The sequence below is a fragment of the Nonomuraea rubra genome (assembly GCF_014207985.1).
GTDB classification, from domain to species: Bacteria; Actinomycetota; Actinomycetes; order Streptosporangiales; family Streptosporangiaceae; genus Nonomuraea; species Nonomuraea rubra.
On record NZ_JACHMI010000001.1, the window covers coordinates 11,427,797 to 11,444,346 of the forward strand.

A 16,550-nucleotide genomic window follows, 5' to 3' on the forward strand; every position below is an offset into this window, starting at 1 on the left:
GCGCGGCTGTCACGTTCGCGGGGTCATGACCGTCCGTTGCTCGGAACCCGAAGGGAGAGCGACGGATGTTCGTCAAGATCACGGTGGTCGTCGCGGCGGCCACGATGCTGGTCACCGGCGTGTGGATGCGGATCGACCCGGCGAGCTTCGCCGAGTGGGCCAACTGGCCCAACCACGAGCACTTCCTCCACGACGCCGGTGTCTTCCAGATCGGCATCGGCATGATGATGGTGTGCGCCCTGTGGTGGCGCGACGTGCTCGCGGTGGTGCTGGCCGGATACGTGTTCACCAACACCTTCCACGCCGTCAACCACGTGCTGGACCGGCACCTGGGCGGCAGCGACGACGACTGGTGGCAGCTCGGCCTGTTCTCGGTGCTGGCGGCGGTGGCCCTGGTGCTGCGCCTGCGGGTGCTCTCCCGCAGGCGCGAGCTCACACGTGCACGGTCGTGATCGGCAGCGACGAGTCGGCGGGGATCTCCAGCGTCGAGGGCGTGACCCCGGCGGCGACCAGGTCGGAGCCGAGGGCGGCGACCATGGCGCCGTTGTCGGTGCACAGCCCCGGCCTGGGCACGCGCAGCCGTACGCCGGCCGCGTCGCAACGCTCCTGGGCCAGCGCGCGCAGCCGCGAGTTGGCCGCCACGCCGCCGCCGATGAGCAGGTCGTGCACGTCGTACTTGCGGCACGCCTGAAGGGCCTTGCGGGTCAGCACGTCCACCACGGCCTCCTGGAAGGAGGCGGCCACGTCGGGCACGTGGACGGACTGGCCCGACGCCTCGCGGGCCTCGACCCAGCGCGCGACGGCCGTCTTGAGCCCGGAGAAGGAGAAGTCGAGCGTGCCGTCGTCGAGCTTGCCGCGCGGGAACGCGATCGCCATGCCCGAGCCCTCGCGGGCGGCCCTGTCGATGTACGGGCCGCCGGGGAACGGCAGGCCCAGCACCCGCGCCACCTTGTCGAACGCCTCGCCGGCCGCGTCGTCGACGGTGGAGCCGAGCGAGATGACGTCCTCGGCCACGTCGGGCACGAGCAGCAGCGAGGAGTGGCCGCCCGAGACCAGCATCGCGATGCACGGCTTGGGCAGCGGCCCGTGCTCCAGCTGGTCGACGGCGACGTGCGCGGCCAGGTGGTTGACGCCGTAGAGGGGGACGCCCAGGCCCAGCGCGTACGACTTGGCCGCGGCCACGCCCACCAACAGCGCCCCCGCCAGCCCGGGGCCGGCGGTCACGGCGATGGCGTCGATGTCGGAGAACTTCAGCCCGGCCTCGGCCAGCGCGGCCTCCACGGTCGGCGTCATGGCCTCCAGGTGGGCGCGCGAGGCGACCTCGGGCACCACGCCGCCGAACCTGGCGTGCTCGTCCATGCTGGAGGCGATCGTGTTGGCCAGCAGCGTGTGACCCCTGACGATGCCGATGCCGGTCTCGTCGCAGGACGTCTCGATGCCGAGGACCAGGGGTGCGTCAGTCACCAAGCTTCCTTCTCATCATGATCGCGTCGGTGCCGTCGTCGTAGTAGCGGCGGCGGGTGCCGATCTCCTCGAACCCGAAATGCCGGTAGACCGCCTGCGCGCGCGGGTTGTCGGCGCGTACCTCCAGGAAGATCTCCCGCGCGCCCCTGCGGACCGCCTCGCCCAGCAGCTCGGTCAGCATCGCGCTGCCGATGCCCGTGCCCTGGTGCTTGTCGAGCACCGCGATGGTCTGCACGTCGGCCTGGTCGCCCGCGGCGGCGAGCCCGGCGTAGGCGACGATCTCGTCGTCCACCAGGGCCACCACGTAGTGGCGGGTGCGGGGCATCTCGGCCAGCTCGCCGCGCATCATGCCCTCGCTCCACGCGTCGAGCGGGAACGTGGCCCGCTCGATCGCCATGACCGCCGGCAGGTCGGCCTCGGTCATCGTGCGCAGCTTCACGCCGTCACCCTCTTGGGCGCGCCCGGCACCACCGCGTCGGGTCTGCGCAGGTAGATGGGGCGTGGCGGGTCGAGCTGGACCCCCTCGCCGAGCCGCTCGGCCGCCAGCGCGGCCAGGGCGCCCGCGTACGGGTAGGGCGGCAGATCGAGACCGCCGCCCAGGAGGTCGGGGTAGAGCTGCGCGCCCGCGCCCACGACCGGCAGCCCCTCGACGGGCACGTCGGCCGGCCGGTCGACGAAGGGCCCGTCGGCACGGGTGCGGTGGTCGGAGTAACGCGCCCAGAAGACCTCCTTGCGCCGCGCGTCGGTGGCCGCCAGGAAGGGCTCGGACAGCCCGCTGCCGTAGGCGACGGCGTCGAGCGTGCAGATGCCGTACGCCGGCACGCCCAGCGTGGTGGCCAGGCCCTGCGCGGTCATCAGCCCGACGCGCAACCCCGTGTAGGGGCCGGGGCCGCTGCCCGCCACGATGGCCGTCACCGCGCGCAGCGGCACGCCCGCCTCGCGCAGCACGGCCTCGATGGTGGGCACGAGCAGCTCACCATGGCGCCGGGCGTCGATCGTGGTCGACTCGGCGAGCACGCGCTCCCCGTCGTGGAGCGCGGCGGTGACGGCGGGCGTCGCGGTATCAAAGGCCAGGACCAGCACGACTGTTTAGCCTACCCGCCGCGCGGGTCTCACCCGGCCGCTTCAGGCCCAGCCCGTACGCCGCTTCAGCCAGTCGAGCGCCACCACGCCCTGCGCCCGCTGGAACGCCCTGAGCGTCGGCAACCCCGGCGGGCCCGGCTGCCGCGACTGCCGGACGAAGTAGCCGGTCAGGGCCGCCACCACCGCGGTCACCGCGGGATCGCCGTCGGTGAACAGCTCGTGCGGCGCCGGCCCGCCCTGCATCCCCACGGACGGCAGCAGGGCCACCCGGTCGAACCAGGGCGCCGCCCGGCAGGCCCACGGCCAGTCCACGACGTAGACCCGCTCGCCGCTCAGCAGGATGTTGTCGGCTCGCAGGTCGGCGTGGACCAGGCTGTCGCCCGCCGCCGCCCGCGCCCAGCCCGACTCCAGCTCGGCCAGCTCCCCGAGGTGGCGCAGGATCCACGGGTCGAGCCCGCCGGTGTCCTCGTCCAGCAGCCTGCGCCAGCCCGTGAACGGGCCGCCGAACACCTCCTCGATGCCCGGCGCGTCGATCGGGGCGGGGGTGAGCGCCGCCGACATCTCCGCCACCGCCGCGAGCACCCGGTCGAGCTCGTCGCGCCGCCACGGCATCGCCGGGTGCCGGCCCTCGACGTCCTCGAAGACCAGCGTCACCCAGCCGTCCAGCTCGAAGCCGGTCAGCAGCCTGGGGGCGGGCACGTGCGCGGGCAGGGCGGCGGCGATCCTGAGCTCGGACCGGTAGATGCGCACGCTGTCGGCGTTCGGCTCGGGGCCGACGGCCTTGACGAAGGCGCGCCTGCCGCCCGTCGTGCGCACGCGTACGGCGGCGGCCGGCGAGAAGCCGCCCGGCTGGGTGACGGCCTCGGCCACGGGCTCGCCGAGGAACTCCTCGACGGCCGCGCGCACCTTCGGGTGCACCTCGTGCCACGGGATCCGGCTGCCGGTGGCCGGCGGGTGATCGTCGCTGCTCATCTGCTCTCAGACCTGGGACGCGTACACGATGACGTTGTCAAGGTACTCGCCCTTGGCGTAGTCGAACTTGCCGCCGCACGTCACCAGCTTGAGCCCGTCCTCGACGTAGACGCGCTCGGCGGGGAACCGGTCCTTGTGCACCTGCTCGATGGAGTCGACCTTGAACTCGACGACCTTGCCGTCGCTGCGCTCCACCTTGACGGTCTCGCCCTTGCGTAACTGCCTGAGCTTGTAGAAGACGGCGGGCGCGGTCTTGGTGTCGACGTGGCCGATGATCACCGAGGCGCCCTTCTCGCCGGGCACCGCGCTGCCGTTGTACCAGCCGGCCAGCTTCGGCTTCTCGTACGGCGGCAGCTCGACCTCGCCGTTCTTCAGCAGGTCGAGCTCCATCAGCGGAGCCTCGACGTCGATCGAGGGGATGTCGATGCTCTTGGGCACGACGTCGGCGGCGGGCGTGGTGGTGGTGCCGGTCTGCATCCCCCTGCCGAACGCGACCAGCACCAGACCGGTGATGGCGCCGGCCAGCACCACCCGTCCAGGGCGGGCCACGGCGCTAGGCCCGGTTGCGCCGCTTGACCGCGAAGCCGATGCCTCCGGCCAGGGCCAGCGCGATCAGCACGCCGGCGGGGCCGAGCGGGATCGAGGACTCGTCCGAGGCGTCCTGCGCGAACGTGCCTCCGCCGCCCGCCCTGGGCGCCCTGGTGGGCACGGTGGTGTTCGGCTCGTCGGTCTCGGCCGCGACGACCCGCAGCGTGGCCCTGCCCAGGTCGTTGGTGCCGTCGCACTTGACGTCCACGCGGTAGCTGCCGCGTCGGATCGTTCCCGAGACCTGCGCCTCGCCGCGCACCCAGGGCGAGCCGGCGGTGGCGGTCGGGGAGGGGCTGAGCGAGGCCGCGGGGACCGGATTGAGCGTGACGCCGTTGATGAACGCCCTGGACGTGGCGGTGCCGGTGTGGGCCGGGCCGCCGGTCGGGACGGGGCAGTTGGCCAGGATCCAGACCCTGGACGTCTCACCGGCGGTGACGCGGTCGGGGTTGAGCTGGACCGAGATGGTCCGCCTGGTCGTGGTGGTGGTCGGCCGCGGGCTGCCGGTCGCCGTCGTGGTGGTGGTGCCTGTCGGGGTGCCTGGGCTCGGTGTCGAGGCTGTCGGGGTGGGTGTGCCTGTTGGATTGGTCTCCGCCGAGGCGGAGCAGCCGGTCAGACCGACCATGACGATGGCTCCCGCGTACGCGACACGCCTGACCCTGAGCACCGGCCCGCACCCCACTCCGCCGTCTTGCACCCCAGCATCCACCAGAATCGGTGAACTCGCTCGTCCTGATACCCAGAAAATCTGGGCGAATCCCTGACCAACGATCATGATTTATATCGTTGGCCTGGTACGTCAAGGGTGCCAGCTTTACCGGGCGTTGACGGAGGTTTCAGTCTTGTAGCGGATCAGACGGCGTGTCGGCCCACCTGGGGCCCACGCCTCGCAGTGTCACGATGCGGGCCTCGTCGCCGGCCTCGCGGTCGATGTGGATCTCCAGCCGGTCGTCGGCCAGCCCTTCGACCAGCCCCTCGCCCCATTCGACGACGGTGACCGACTCCTCCAGCGAGGCGTCGAGGTCGAGGTCGTCCACCTCCAGGTCGCCACCGAGCCGGTACGCGTCCACGTGCACGAGCGGCGGCCCCTGGCGCAGCGAGGGATGCACCCTGGCGATCACGAACGTGGGCGAGGTGATCGGGCCCCGCACCTTGAGCCCTTCGGCGATGCCCTGGACGAGCGTGGTCTTGCCGGCGCCGAGCGGGCCGGACAGCACCAGCAGGTCGCCGGGGCGCAGCCGGGCGGCCAGGCGGGCGCCGTAGGCCCGCATGTCGTCGGGAGTCGCGAGCCGCACTAGATCTCCACCCTCTTCAGCAGGTCGCGCAGCGTGTCGTTGACGATGCCCGGCCGCTCCATCTGGATCAGGTGCGAGGTCTCGGGCACCTCGGTGAGCTGCGCCTTGGGCAGCGCGGCGGCGATGGCCTTGCTGTGGTCGGGCGGCGTCAGCCAGTCGCGGTCGCCGACCACGATCGCGGTGGGCACCGGGTCGAGCACGTGGAGGGCGGCGAGCTTGTCGTGGTTCATCAGGGCCGGGTAGAAGTTGGCGACCACCTCGGTCGGCGTCGCCCTGATCATGGACTCGGCGAAGTCGACCACGGTGGGGCTGACGTTCTTCGAGTCGCCGAAGCCGATGAGGCGGGTGATCAGGAAGGCGATGTCGCTGCCCGCGTGGCGGGTCCTGTCGATCCACGTGCCGCGCTTGCCCAGCAGCGACACCGTGCCGGGGGCCACCTTGTGCACGACCTTGGAGAGCATCGCGGGCAGGCCCAGCGTCAGCTCGGCCAGCTTGCCGGCCGAGGTCGCGATGAGCGCCGCCGCGCGGATCTTGTCGCCGAACAGCTCGGGGCGGCGGTCGGCCAGCGCCATGATGGTCATGCCGCCCATGGAGTGGCCGACCAGCGCGCACGGGCCCGGCACGAACTTCTCGATCACCTCGGCCAGGTCGTCGCCCAGCCGGTCGATCGTGCAGTCGTCGGCGCCGGCCCGCTGGGAGCGGCCGTGCGAGCGCTGGTCCCACAGCACGATCCGGTAGTTCTCGCGCAGGTCCTTGCGCTGGTAGTGCCAGGATTCCAGGCTGAGGCAGTAGCCGTGGCAGAGCACCACGGTCAGCGGCGCGTCCTCGGGGCCGTCGATCTCGACGTGCAGGGCGTAACCGTCGGAGGTGACGAGCGTGCGCTCCCTGCCCCGCAGCTCGCCGAACGGCTCGCTCGCCTCGTGGTCGGGACGCAGCCTGATCCGGCCCACCGCGTAACGCTTGGCCAGCGCCGCCGCCGCGACACCGGCGGAAGCCGCACCGACGAGCGCGCCGGCGATCCCGACCCTGCGCCGTGTTGTCGTCGTCGTCATGTCCCCGATCCTTCTCCGCTCATGCCCGCCGCGAAGTGCCCTGCGTCACGTTCTGGTGAACGCGCGGCACGCGCGCACCGATCCTGGTCACGATCTCATGCGTGATCGTGCCGAGGGTATCCGCCCACTCCTGAGCGGTCGGCTCGCCCTCGTCGCCCGGCCCGAACAGCACGACCTCGTCGCCTGCCGACAGCGGGTCGTCGCCCAGGTCGATCACGAACTGGTCCATGCACACCCGGCCCGCGACCAGCCTGCGGCGGCCTCCCGCCAGGACCTCGGCCCGCCCCGTCGCGTGCCGCAGGATGCCGTCCGCGTATCCGAGGGGGACCAGGCCGAGCGTGGTCTCGCAGTCGGTGACGTACAGGTGGCCGTAGGAGACGCCGCAGCCTTCGGTGACCCGCTTGACCAGGGCGATTCTGGCCGTCAGCGTCATGGCCTGCCTGAGGCCGAAGTCGCCCAGCTCGGGGATGGGGCTCAGGCCGTACATGGCGATGCCCGGTCTGACCAGGTCGTAGCGCGTCTCGGGGAGCGTCACCGTGGCGGCGGAGTTGGCGAGGTGCCTGATCACGCCGGAGTCCGCCGCGCCGGCCTGGTCGGCCAGCTTCAGCGCCGCCTCGTACGCCTCGTGCTGCTGCGCGATCGACGGGTGGCCGGGGATGTCGGCGCAGGCGAAGTGGGACCAGAGCCCGACGATCTCGATGACGCCCTCGGCCCGCAGCTCCACCGCCCTGGCCAGCAGGTCCGGCCAGGCCGCGAGCGGGGCGCCGCCCCTGCTCATGCCGGTGTCGGCCTCCAGGTGCAGCTTCGCGGGGCGGCCCGCGCGCCTGGCGGCGGCGGCGATCTCGTCGAGCAGCCGCACGTCGGCGGCCGACAGCTCGATGTCGGCGGCCAGCGCCTCGTCGAGCGGCTCGCCCGGGGTGATCAGCCAGGACAGGATCGGCGCGGTCACGCCTCCCGCGCGCAGCTCCAGCGCCTCCCTGACGAACGCCGTGCCGAGCCGGCTCGCCCCGCCCTCCAGCACCGCCTCGGACGTGGGCACCAGCCCGTGCCCGTAGGCGTCGGCCTTGACCGCGCCCATGATCTCCGCGCCACCCGCGCGCTCCTTGAGCAGGGCGACATTGTGCCTGATGGCGGCCAGATCGACCCGCGCCTGGGCGGGCGTGGCCACTGGAGAGTACATCCTTCTAGTGTGGCAGCTCCGGCTCGTGGCCGAGTCCAGTTTTCATCCGGGACGTGTCACGGGCCGACGCTGGTCACGGTACGGATGGCCGCGGGAACGGCGGTGGCCACGTCGGCGGCGGCGAGCGGGGCGCCGTCGGCGGCCAGGTGCCCGGCCAGCCCGTGCAGGTAGGCGCCGCACGAGGCGGCGTCGTAGCAGCTCAGCCCCTGGGCCAGCAGTGCGCCCGCGAGCCCGGACAGCACGTCGCCGGTGCCGCCGGTGGCCAGCCAGGGCGTGCCGGTGACGTTCACCCGCGCGGGCCGCTCGTCCTCGGCCACCACCGTGGTCGAGCCCTTGAGCAGCACGGTCACCCCCAGCTCCGCCGCCGCCCGCCGGGCGTGCTCCAGCCGGGCCGCCTCGATGGCGGCGCGGTCGGCGCGGATCAGCCTGGCCAGCTCGCCCGCGTGCGGGGTGATCAGGACCGGCGCGGCGCGCCGCAGCAGGCTCCTGTCCCCGGCCACCAGGGTCAGGCCGTCGGCGTCGATCAGCACGGGCACGTCGGTGGCGAGCACCCTGGCCGCCAGCTCGTGCGCCCAGGCGTCGGTGCCGAGCCCGGGGCCGAGCACCCACGCCTGCACCCGGCCCACGTGCGCGATCGAGGGCTCGTCGAGGAGCGTGACCACGGCCTCCGGCCAGTGCGCGCGCACCTGGGCGACCGGCGCCTCGCGGCCGGCGTACCTGACCATGCCCGCGCCGCCCCGCAGCGCGCCGCCGACGGCCAGCACGGCCGCGCCGGTGAACAGGTCGCTGCCCGCCGCGACGCCCAGCACCCCTCTGCGGTACTTGTCCGACTCCTCGCCCGGTCGCGGGATCAGGTCGTCCACGTCGCGGCCGGTGAGCGCGGCGACGTCGGGATCGGGCAGGTACTCCCCCAGCCCGATGTCGATCAGCCGGACGTCCCCGGCGAAGGCGGCGCCCGGATCGACCAGCAGCCCCGTCTTGTACGCCCCCATGGTGACGGTCACCCTGGCCCGGACGGCGGCCCCCTCCACCCGGCCGGTGCTCGCGTCCACCCCGCTGGGCACGTCCACGGCCACGACCGCGCCACGGGCGGCGTTCGCCTCCTCCGCCAGCCGCGCGTACGGCTCCCTGAGCGCGCCCGAGGCCCCGATGCCCACGAGCCCGTCGACGATCAGGTCGGCCCGCCCGATCGCGGCCGCCTCGGCGACCCGGCCGCCGGCGTCGAGCAGCGCGCGCAGCCCGGCCTCGTGCGTCTTCGAGCCGGCGAGCACGGCGTCCACCCTGGCTCCGCGCCTGGCCAGCCGCTCGCCCGCGTAAAGGGCGTCGCCGCCGTTGTCGCCGCTGCCGACGAGCAGCACCACGCGGGTGCCGTAGACCCGGCCCAGCAGGTCGGCGCAGACGGCGGCGAGCCCGGCGGCGGCCCGCTGCATCAGCGTGCCCTCGGGCAGCCTGGCCATGAGCGCGTGCTCGGCGCCCCTGATCTGGTCGGCGGTGTACGCGGTACGCATGATCCGAAGCTATCCCTCCGCGATCACATAGGCCACGGCCACGCCCGCGTCGTGGCTGAGCGAGACGTGCCAGCGCTTGACCCCGAGCCCGTACGCGACCTCGGCCACCTTGCCGGAGACCCGCAGCTCGGGCTTGCCCAGCTCGTCACAGTGCACCTCGGCCTCCAGGTGCCCCAGCCCCTTCGGCGCGCCGAGCGCCTTGGCCACGGCCTCCTTGGCGGCGAACCTGGCGGCCAGCGACTGCACCGGCAGCGGCCGCTCGCCCTCGGTGAACAGCCGCTCCTTCAGCCGCGGCGTACGCTCCAGCGCCGCCTCGAAGCGGGCGATGTCCACGACGTCCACGCCGATACCCAGGATCATCGTCCCAGCGTATTAGAACGGCCCGCGCTCCCACGGCCCCCAGATCGCGATGGACATGCCCTGCCTGGCCTGCAGGTTGACGTAGAGCGTGTGACCGCCGGGGCCGAACGTGGTGCCGGCGAACTCGGCCCCGTCGTCACCCGCGACGGGCTGCAACCGGCAGAAGTCGAAGATCTGCCCGCTCTTCGTGAGCCCGCGCAGGTAGTTGTCCTCGTCGCCGTCCTCGCACAGCACCAGCGTGCCGCGCCTGCTGACCGTCACGTTGTCGGGCAGGTCGAGCACCGACGAGCGCGGCGACTCGTAGACGAGCCTGAGCCGCCCGCTCCACGTCTCGTACGCCCACACCTGCCCCCGCCCGTCGCCGAACCCGTCGGGCGCCCGCTCGCCCGGCGCCGTGGCCCCGCCCTGGGTGGAGACGAAGTACACCGTGCCGTGGTGGTGCACGGCGCCCTCCAGCCGGGCGAAGATCGCCGCGCCCTTCTTCCTGCCCTGCCTGCCGACGGCCTGGGCGGCCTCGTCGTAGGCGGGCCTGCCGGTGAAGCCGGGGTCGGGGTCGTCGATGTCCACCCAGGCGGTCCCGTACGTGGCGCCGGGCTCCTGGCCCTTCGACAGGTCCGCGCGGTCGGTGCCGTCCACGGCGAGCATCTGCAGCCTGCCGCCGTCGAGCAGCCGCCCTGCCAGGATCGGGTGCTTGGGCGGCAGGTAGCGGTAGAAGCCGGAGGGGAAGGAGAAGTTGTCCTCGGTCAGGTAGATGGCGCCGGAGGAGGGGTCGAAGGCGGCGGACTCGTGCGGGAAGCGCCCGGCTGAGCGGATCGGCCTGGCGGTGGCGGCGCGGGCGACCGGCACCTCGAAGAGGTAGCCGTGCTTGCGGGTGAGCCTGGAGTTGTCCTCGCCGGAACGGTCGTCGGCCACGTCGGGGCCGTTGACCGTCTCCTCGCAGCTCACCCAGGCCCGCCAGGCCATGGGGCCGCCCGAGCAGTTCATCATGGTGCCGTTCAGCGACGGCATGCTGCTGATCACCTCGCCGTAGCGGGTGACCTGGAGCGTCGAGGTGCCGCCTCCCGCCATCGGGTCGTAGGCCTTGCGCCTGTCGCCGAACGCGCCCACCGGCCCGTTGACCTCGTGGTTGCGGATGAGCACGGCGCTGCCCTTCGGGCCGGAGAAGGCGGCCATGCCGTCGTGCTTGCCCGGCACGGTGGACCCGTCGCTGTACTTGTCTCCCGCCACGCTGAACGAGCGGTATCTGAACCCGTCGGGCAGGTGCAGCCGCGCCTTCCCGTCACGCAGGTCGCGTACGGGGCGCAGCGGGCCGTACCCGCGCACGGGATCGGCCCCGCCCTTCGCGCCGGCGCACGCGACGCCCGCGAACGGGCCGGCCATCCCGGCGACGACGTTGGAGATGAAGCGACGACGGTCCACGGAATACCTCCCGTCGGGACAGTAGCCGCTGGTCAGCCGTTGCACGGCGTGTTTCGCCAAGACCCGTCTATCTTCCCCGAACTGGCTCTCGGTAATCCCACGTCTTTGTCCACAGGCTGTGGATCGTTGGGGGCGCCCCGCCCGAGGTCCGGTTCGTGGCACATCGCTACGCTGCCTAGGTGAACAACGGCTACGTGGAACTGAGCAGGGAGCAGTGGAGCGAGCTCCGCAAGAACACGCCCTTGACTCTCACCGCAGACGAGCTGGAAGAGCTACGCGGCGTCGATGACCCGATCGACCTCACCGAGGTCACCGACATCTACCTCCCCCTGACCCGGCTGCTCAACCTGCACTTCACCGGGTCCAAGCAGCGCAGCAGCGTGCTGAGCGCGTTCCTCGGCAAATCCGAGCAGCGCGTGCCGTACATCCTGGGCATCGCGGGCAGCGTCGCGGTCGGCAAGTCGACCACGGCGCGCCTGCTGCACACCCTCCTGGCCCGCTGGCCCGAGCACCCGCACGTGGAGCTGATCACCACCGACAGCTTCCTCTACCCCAACGCGGTGCTCGAGGCCAAGAAGATCATGCATCGCAAGGGTTTCCCCGAGAGTTACGACCGGCGGGCGCTGGTCAGGTTCGTGGCGGAGGTGAAGGCGGGCGGAGCGGAGGTCAAGGCGCCCGTCTACAGCCACCTCGAGTACGACATCGTCCCCGGCGCCCACCAGACCGTGAAAAATCCCGACATCCTGATCATCGAAGGGCTCAACGTCCTCCAACCGGCCCCGCCCACCTCCCTCGCCGTCAACGACTACTTCGACTTCTCCATCTACGTGGACGCCAAGATCGAGGACATCCGCACCTGGTACGTCGAACGGTTTCACAAGCTCCGCCGTACGGCCTTCGAGGACCCGAAGTCGTACTTCCGGCACATCGCGGAACTGTCCTACGACGAGGCCACCGACTTCGCGCGCAACGTGTGGCGCGACATCAACGAGCGCAACCTCGTCGAGAACATCGCCCCCACGAGGGGCCGCGCCGACCTCGTGCTCAAGAAGGGCGCCGACCACTCCGTACGGCGGGTTCGGCTCCGCCAGACCTGAACGCCTCCTCGAACAGGTAGCGCGCGAACCTGCCCGCGCACTCCAGGTCGTCGAGGCCGGCGAACCAGCACTCCTCACCGTGGTCATGGCACCAGATCCAGATCATGTGAGGGAGCCTCGCTTACCGCTATCAACACCTCGTCAAAGTTCGTTCGACACAATGGCTGCGTGCTTCATCTGCGACTGATCATCCCTCCCGCCCGCACCGACGAGGCGATCGGGGTGCTGGAGGGCTGCCCGGGCGTCACCAACCTCGTGGTGCTGCCCGGCGCGGCCCGCGAGCCGCTGGGCGACGTGATCCTCTGCGACTCGGCCAGGGAGTCGGCCAACGAGGTGCTGAGCAAGCTCAAGTGGCTGGAGACCGAGGGCTCCATCGCCGTCGAGCAGGTCGATCTCTCGCTGTCCAAGGTGGCGGACGAGGCGGTCGAGGAGGCGCCCGGCGAGCCCGACGACGCGGTGGTCTGGGAGGATCTGGCGCAGAAGGTCTCCACCGATTCCCGGGTGACCTGGGCCTACCTGGCCTTCCTCGCCATCGCCACCCAGCTCGCGGGCATCGGCGTGCTGCAAAACTCGCCCATCCTGATCGTCGGCGCGATGGTCCTGGGGCCCGAGTTCGGTGCGGTGACCGCCATCTGCTTCGGCCTGCTGCAGCGCAGGGGGCACCTGATCGTGACCGCGTTGCGGACGCTGGTCATCGGGTTCCTGGTGGCCATCGCGATCACGTACGTGTGCGCGCTCGTCTCCCACTGGTGGGGCTGGATCGACTACCACAACCTCGACTCGAACGTGGAGGTCCAGTTCATCGTGAAGCCGGACCGCTGGTCGTTCATCGTGGCGCTGCTGGCGGGCGCGGCCGGGGTGCTGTCGATCACGGCGGGCAAGTCGTCGGCCCTGGTCGGCGTCTTCATCTCGGTCACCACGGTGCCCGCGGCCGGCTACGTGGCCGTCGCGGCGGCGGTGTCCGACTGGAAGGAGGTCGCGCCCTCCGTCTCCCAGCTCGGCGTCAACATCCTGGGGATGGTCATCTCGGGCACGGTCACCCTCGTGGTCCAGCGGAAATTCTGGCCTCAAGTAGGACGCCGTTCATCCATATGACCGAGGCCACACCGCCTGGGCGGCTAGTAGGGTCCGGCACATGCACATCCTCGCCACCGAGGGGCTGACCAAGCGGTTCCCCACCGTCACCGCGGTCGACCAGCTCACGGTCACCGTGGGACCCGGCGTGACCGGGCTGGTCGGCGCGAACGGCGCGGGCAAGTCGACGTTGATCAAGATCCTGCTCGGCCTGCTGCCGCCGTCCGGCGGCAGCGCGCGCGTGCTGGATCTGGACGTCACCGCCCAGGGCGCCGAGATCCGCCGGCTCGTCGGCTACATGCCCGAGCACGAATGCCTGCCCCCCGACGTCTCCGCCACCGAACTGGTCGTCCACCTCGCCCGGATGTCCGGCCTGCCGCGCACCGCGGCCCGCGAGCGCGCCGCCGACGTGCTGCGCCACGTGGGCCTGGCCGAAGAGCGCTACCGCCCTGTAGGCGGTTACTCGACCGGCATGAAGCAGCGGGTCAAGCTGGCCCAGGCGCTCGTCCACGACCCCAAGCTGATCTTCCTCGACGAGCCGACCAACGGCCTCGACCCGCGCGGCCGCGACGAGATGCTCGCGCTGATCAGGCGCATCGGCACCGAGTTCGGCATCAGCGTGCTGGTCACCTCCCACCTGCTCGGCGAGCTGGAGCGCATCTGCGACCACGTCGTCGTCATCGACGCGGGGCGGTTGCTGCGCTCGTCGGGGATCGGCGAGTTCACGCAGGCCACGCAGACGGTGACGGTCGAGGTGGACGAGGGCCTCGACGAGCTGGCCGCCAGGCTGTCGGCCGGCGGGCAGACCGTCTCGCGGCAGGGCCGCATGCTGGTGGTCAAGGTGCTGGGGCCCGAGACGTTCGACACGATCCGCGACGCCACGGCCGAGCTGGACCTGGCCCTCATCCGTCTCGAACAGGGACGCCACCGCATCGAGGACGTCTTCAGGGAGGAGGTGGCGCATGTCTGAGATCTACGACATCGGCTACCGCCACTACGACGGCCCCCGGCTCGGCCGCGGCTACTCGACCAGAGCGCTGGCCGTCCACAGCCTGCGCGGCGTCTTCGGCCTCGGCCGCCCGGCCCGCAGCAAGATCGTGCCGTTCGCGCTGGCCGCGATCATGATCCTGCCCTCCGTCGTGGGCATCGCCATGATGGCCCTGATCCAGCAGCGCGGCATCCCCTACAGCGGCTTCGCGGTCGTCATGCAGGCCGTGGTCGCGATCTTCCTGGCCGCGCAGGCCCCCACGGTGGTCGCGCCCGACCTGCGCTACCGCGTGCTGCCGCTCTACCTGTCGCGGCCCGTCGCGATCACCGAGTACGTCGGCGCCAAGGTGGCGGCGATGACCGTGGCGGTGTTCGCGCTGATCGGGGTGCCGCTGACGGTGACCTTCCTGGGCGAGCTGATCGTGGACATGCCGGGTCCGCCGGCCACCGGCGAGTACCTCGGCGCCATGCTGATGGCCCTGATGCTGGCGCTGCTGCTGTCGGTGTTCGGGCTGGCGCTGGCCTCGTTCACGCCGCGGCGCGGGCTCGGCGTGGCCTCGGTGATCACGGTCTACCTGCTGTCGTTCGCCTCGGTCCCGATCGTCTACGGCACCCTGTACTCGTCGGGCAACGAGTCCGCGGCCGTCTGGGCCTGGCTGGCGAGCCCGTTCTGGCTGGTCGACTCCGTGCAGCACAACCTGCTCGGCACCCCGCGGCACTCCATCGAGGACGCCCCGTACCCGGGCGGCGCCGCCTCGGTCGCCGTCCTGGTGGTGCTGCTCGCCGCCGGCCTGGCCGCCCTCGCACTGCGCTACAGGAAGGCGGCCGCGCGATGAAGATCGAGCTCTCGCAGGTGTCCCGCTGGTACGGCAACGTGGTGGCGGTCAACGACGTCACGATGACCATCGGGCCCGGCGTCACGGGCCTGCTCGGGCCGAACGGCGCGGGCAAGTCGACGCTGCTGCACATGATGGCCGGCTTCCTGTCCCCGTCGGGCGGCACCGTCACGCTGGACGGCACCACCGTGTGGAAGAACCACCACATCTACCGAAATATCGGCCTAGTGCCGGAGAAGGAGGGCGTCTACGGCTTCCTGACCGGCTGGCAGTTCGTCCTGTCCGCCGCCCGGCTGCACAGCCTGCCCGACCCGGTCGAGGCCGCCCGCAAGGCCCTGGCCACGGTGGAGATGGAGGAGCCGAAGGACCGGCGCGTCGAGACGTACTCGAAGGGCATGCGCCAGCGCGTCAAGGTCGCCGCCGCGCTCGTCCACGACCCGCCCGTCCTCCTGCTGGACGAGCCGTTCAACGGCATGGACCCGCGCCAGCGCCTGCACCTCATGGACCTGATCCGCTCGATGGGCACGGCGGGCAAGACGATCCTGTTCAGCTCGCACATCCTGGAGGAGGTCGAGCGGGTCGCCCAGCACATCGAGGTGCTGGTCGCGGGACGGCACGCCGCGTCGGGCAACTTCCGCGAGATCAGGCGGCTGATGACCGACCGGCCCCACCTGTTCATGATCCGCTCCAGCGACGACAGGAGGCTCGCCGCCGCCCTCGTCCGCGACGCCTCGACCGGCGGCATCACGCTGCGCCCAGAGGGCCTGGAGGTCCAGGCCACCGAGTTCCGCCGGTTCGCCCGCCTCCTGCCCCGCGTGGCGCAGGAGGAGGGCGTCCGCCTCCACCAGGTCTCCCCGGCGGACGAGGACCTGGAGAGCGTCTTCTCCTACCTGATCAACAGGAGCACCTGAATGAACACCGTGGTAGCGGGCATCACGTACCGCGCCCTGCTGGGCCGCCGGCGCATCATCCTGCTCCTGCTGCTCCCGCTCGCCCTGATCGCGCTGGCGGTGCTGTTCCGCGTCGTCGGCAGCGGGGACCAGCGCTCGGCCGTCATGCTGCTGCAGAGCTTCGCCATCAGCACCATGCTGCCGCTGCTCGGCCTGATCGCCGGCACCGGCGTCATCGCCCCGGAGATCGACGACGGCACCATCATCCACCTGATGTCCAAGCCGATCTCGCGCCCGGTCATCATCCAGACGAAGTTCCTGGTCGCGGCCTCGCTGCTGGCCGTGTTCGGGGCGGTGCCCACCTACGTCGCGGGCTGGCTGCTGATCGGCTCGGAGGACGGCATCGCGACCGGGTTCGCGGTGGGCACCCTGGTCGCCGGCATCGCCTACGCCGCCGTCTTCCTGCTGCTCGGCGTCGTCACCCGGCACGCGGTCACGATCGGCATCATCTACGCGCTGGTCTGGGAGAGCCTGGTGGGCAACCTCATCCCGGGCGCCCGCAAGTTCTCCATCCAGTACTGGGGGCAGTCGATCGCCGACCAGTTCAGCGACTCGCCGTTCTTCCAGGCCGACGTCACGCTCGGCTTCGCCATCCCGGCGCTGCTCGTGGTCACCGTCGGCGCGGTCTTCTGGGCCGGCCAGCGCCTGCGCGTCTTCTCGCTCACGGGCGACGAGTAGCGGACGCGAG

The 16,550-nt window shown here is 71.7% G+C and carries 19 protein-coding genes; 7 read left to right on the top strand and 12 right to left on the bottom strand.

Going from position 1 to position 16,550, the window contains the following annotated elements; all coding sequences use genetic code 11:
- Positions 1-65 precede the first annotated feature (65 nt).
- Positions 66-452, top strand: coding sequence for a hypothetical protein (locus tag HD593_RS52070; protein WP_185110275.1), 387 nt, complete (start codon positions 66-68; stop codon positions 450-452).
- On the opposite strand, the gene tsaD is transcribed toward HD593_RS52070, so the two are convergent.
- The 12 genes from tsaD to HD593_RS52130 form a co-directional block, all read right to left on the bottom strand.
- Positions 433-1,464, bottom strand: coding sequence for a tRNA (adenosine(37)-N6)-threonylcarbamoyltransferase complex transferase subunit TsaD (tsaD, locus tag HD593_RS52075; protein ID WP_185110276.1), 1,032 nt, complete (start codon positions 1,462-1,464; stop codon positions 433-435). The two genes, HD593_RS52070 and tsaD, sit on opposite strands and share 20 nt — an antisense overlap.
- A complete protein-coding gene (gene rimI, locus HD593_RS52080; RefSeq protein WP_185112652.1) occupies positions 1,457-1,888 on the bottom strand; it encodes a ribosomal protein S18-alanine N-acetyltransferase in 432 nt (143 codons plus the stop codon). Before rimI ends, tsaD begins: the two co-directional genes overlap by 8 nt.
- Positions 1,889-1,899: 11 nt before the next feature.
- Positions 1,900-2,547, bottom strand: coding sequence for a tRNA (adenosine(37)-N6)-threonylcarbamoyltransferase complex dimerization subunit type 1 TsaB (gene tsaB, locus HD593_RS52085; RefSeq protein ID WP_185110277.1), 648 nt, complete (start codon positions 2,545-2,547; stop codon positions 1,900-1,902).
- Positions 2,548-2,589: 42 nt separating this feature from the next.
- Positions 2,590-3,519 (bottom strand): aminoglycoside phosphotransferase family protein, encoded by a 930-nt coding sequence (locus tag HD593_RS52090; protein ID WP_185110278.1) that lies wholly within the window; start codon positions 3,517-3,519, stop codon positions 2,590-2,592.
- 6 nt (positions 3,520-3,525) lie between these two features.
- Positions 3,526-4,068 carry a class F sortase gene (locus HD593_RS52095; protein WP_312904356.1) on the bottom strand — a complete coding sequence of 181 codons (543 nt, stop codon included), beginning with the start codon at positions 4,066-4,068 and terminating at the stop codon, positions 3,526-3,528.
- A gap of 4 nt (positions 4,069-4,072) precedes the next feature.
- Positions 4,073-4,771 carry a hypothetical protein gene (locus tag HD593_RS52100; protein ID WP_185110279.1) on the bottom strand — a complete coding sequence of 233 codons (699 nt, stop codon included), beginning with the start codon at positions 4,769-4,771 and terminating at the stop codon, positions 4,073-4,075.
- A gap of 169 nt (positions 4,772-4,940) precedes the next feature.
- Positions 4,941-5,399 carry a tRNA (adenosine(37)-N6)-threonylcarbamoyltransferase complex ATPase subunit type 1 TsaE gene (gene tsaE / locus HD593_RS52105; protein WP_379478750.1) on the bottom strand — a complete coding sequence of 153 codons (459 nt, stop codon included), beginning with the start codon at positions 5,397-5,399 and terminating at the stop codon, positions 4,941-4,943.
- Positions 5,399-6,451, bottom strand: coding sequence for an alpha/beta fold hydrolase (locus HD593_RS52110; protein WP_185110280.1), 1,053 nt, complete (start codon positions 6,449-6,451; stop codon positions 5,399-5,401). Before HD593_RS52110 ends, tsaE begins: the two co-directional genes overlap by 1 nt.
- Before the next feature lie 19 nt (positions 6,452-6,470).
- Entirely contained in the window at positions 6,471-7,631 is a 1,161-nt protein-coding gene (gene alr, locus HD593_RS52115) for an alanine racemase (RefSeq protein ID WP_185110281.1), read from the bottom strand.
- Positions 7,632-7,687: 56 nt separating this feature from the next.
- Complete coding sequence (locus HD593_RS52120) at positions 7,688-9,139, bottom strand: NAD(P)H-hydrate dehydratase (protein WP_185110282.1); 1,452 nt, start codon at positions 9,137-9,139, stop codon at positions 7,688-7,690.
- A gap of 9 nt (positions 9,140-9,148) precedes the next feature.
- A complete protein-coding gene (locus HD593_RS52125; protein ID WP_185110283.1) occupies positions 9,149-9,499 on the bottom strand; it encodes a holo-ACP synthase in 351 nt (116 codons plus the stop codon).
- A 12-nt stretch (positions 9,500-9,511) separates the two neighbouring features.
- On the bottom strand, positions 9,512-10,918 hold the full coding sequence (locus HD593_RS52130) for a PhoX family protein (RefSeq protein WP_312904357.1): 1,407 nt from the start codon (positions 10,916-10,918) through the stop codon (positions 9,512-9,514).
- Positions 10,919-11,112: 194 nt separating this feature from the next.
- On the opposite strand from HD593_RS52130, the gene coaA reads away from it, so the two are divergent.
- The 6 genes from coaA to HD593_RS52160 all read left to right on the top strand — a co-directional run bounded on the left by coaA (position 11,113) and on the right by HD593_RS52160 (position 16,540).
- The gene (gene coaA / locus HD593_RS52135; RefSeq protein ID WP_185112656.1) at positions 11,113-12,015 is read left to right on the top strand and encodes a type I pantothenate kinase; all 903 of its coding nucleotides are present in this window, start codon (positions 11,113-11,115) and stop codon (positions 12,013-12,015) included.
- Positions 12,016-12,183: 168 nt separating this feature from the next.
- Positions 12,184-13,110, top strand: a complete 927-nt coding sequence (locus HD593_RS52140; protein WP_185110284.1) for a DUF389 domain-containing protein — start codon at positions 12,184-12,186, stop codon at positions 13,108-13,110.
- A 40-nt stretch (positions 13,111-13,150) separates the two neighbouring features.
- Positions 13,151-14,059 carry an ABC transporter ATP-binding protein gene (locus HD593_RS52145; protein ID WP_185110285.1) on the top strand — a complete coding sequence of 303 codons (909 nt, stop codon included), beginning with the start codon at positions 13,151-13,153 and terminating at the stop codon, positions 14,057-14,059.
- Positions 14,052-14,912, top strand: a complete 861-nt coding sequence (locus tag HD593_RS52150) for an ABC transporter permease (protein ID WP_185110286.1) — start codon at positions 14,052-14,054, stop codon at positions 14,910-14,912. Before HD593_RS52145 ends, HD593_RS52150 begins: the two co-directional genes overlap by 8 nt.
- A complete protein-coding gene (locus HD593_RS52155) occupies positions 14,909-15,823 on the top strand; it encodes an ABC transporter ATP-binding protein (RefSeq protein ID WP_185110287.1) in 915 nt (304 codons plus the stop codon). The genes HD593_RS52150 and HD593_RS52155 overlap by 4 nt, the downstream gene beginning before the upstream one ends.
- Positions 15,824-16,540 carry an ABC transporter permease subunit gene (locus HD593_RS52160; protein WP_185110288.1) on the top strand — a complete coding sequence of 239 codons (717 nt, stop codon included), beginning with the start codon at positions 15,824-15,826 and terminating at the stop codon, positions 16,538-16,540.
- The last annotated feature ends 10 nt before the right edge of the window (positions 16,541-16,550 follow it).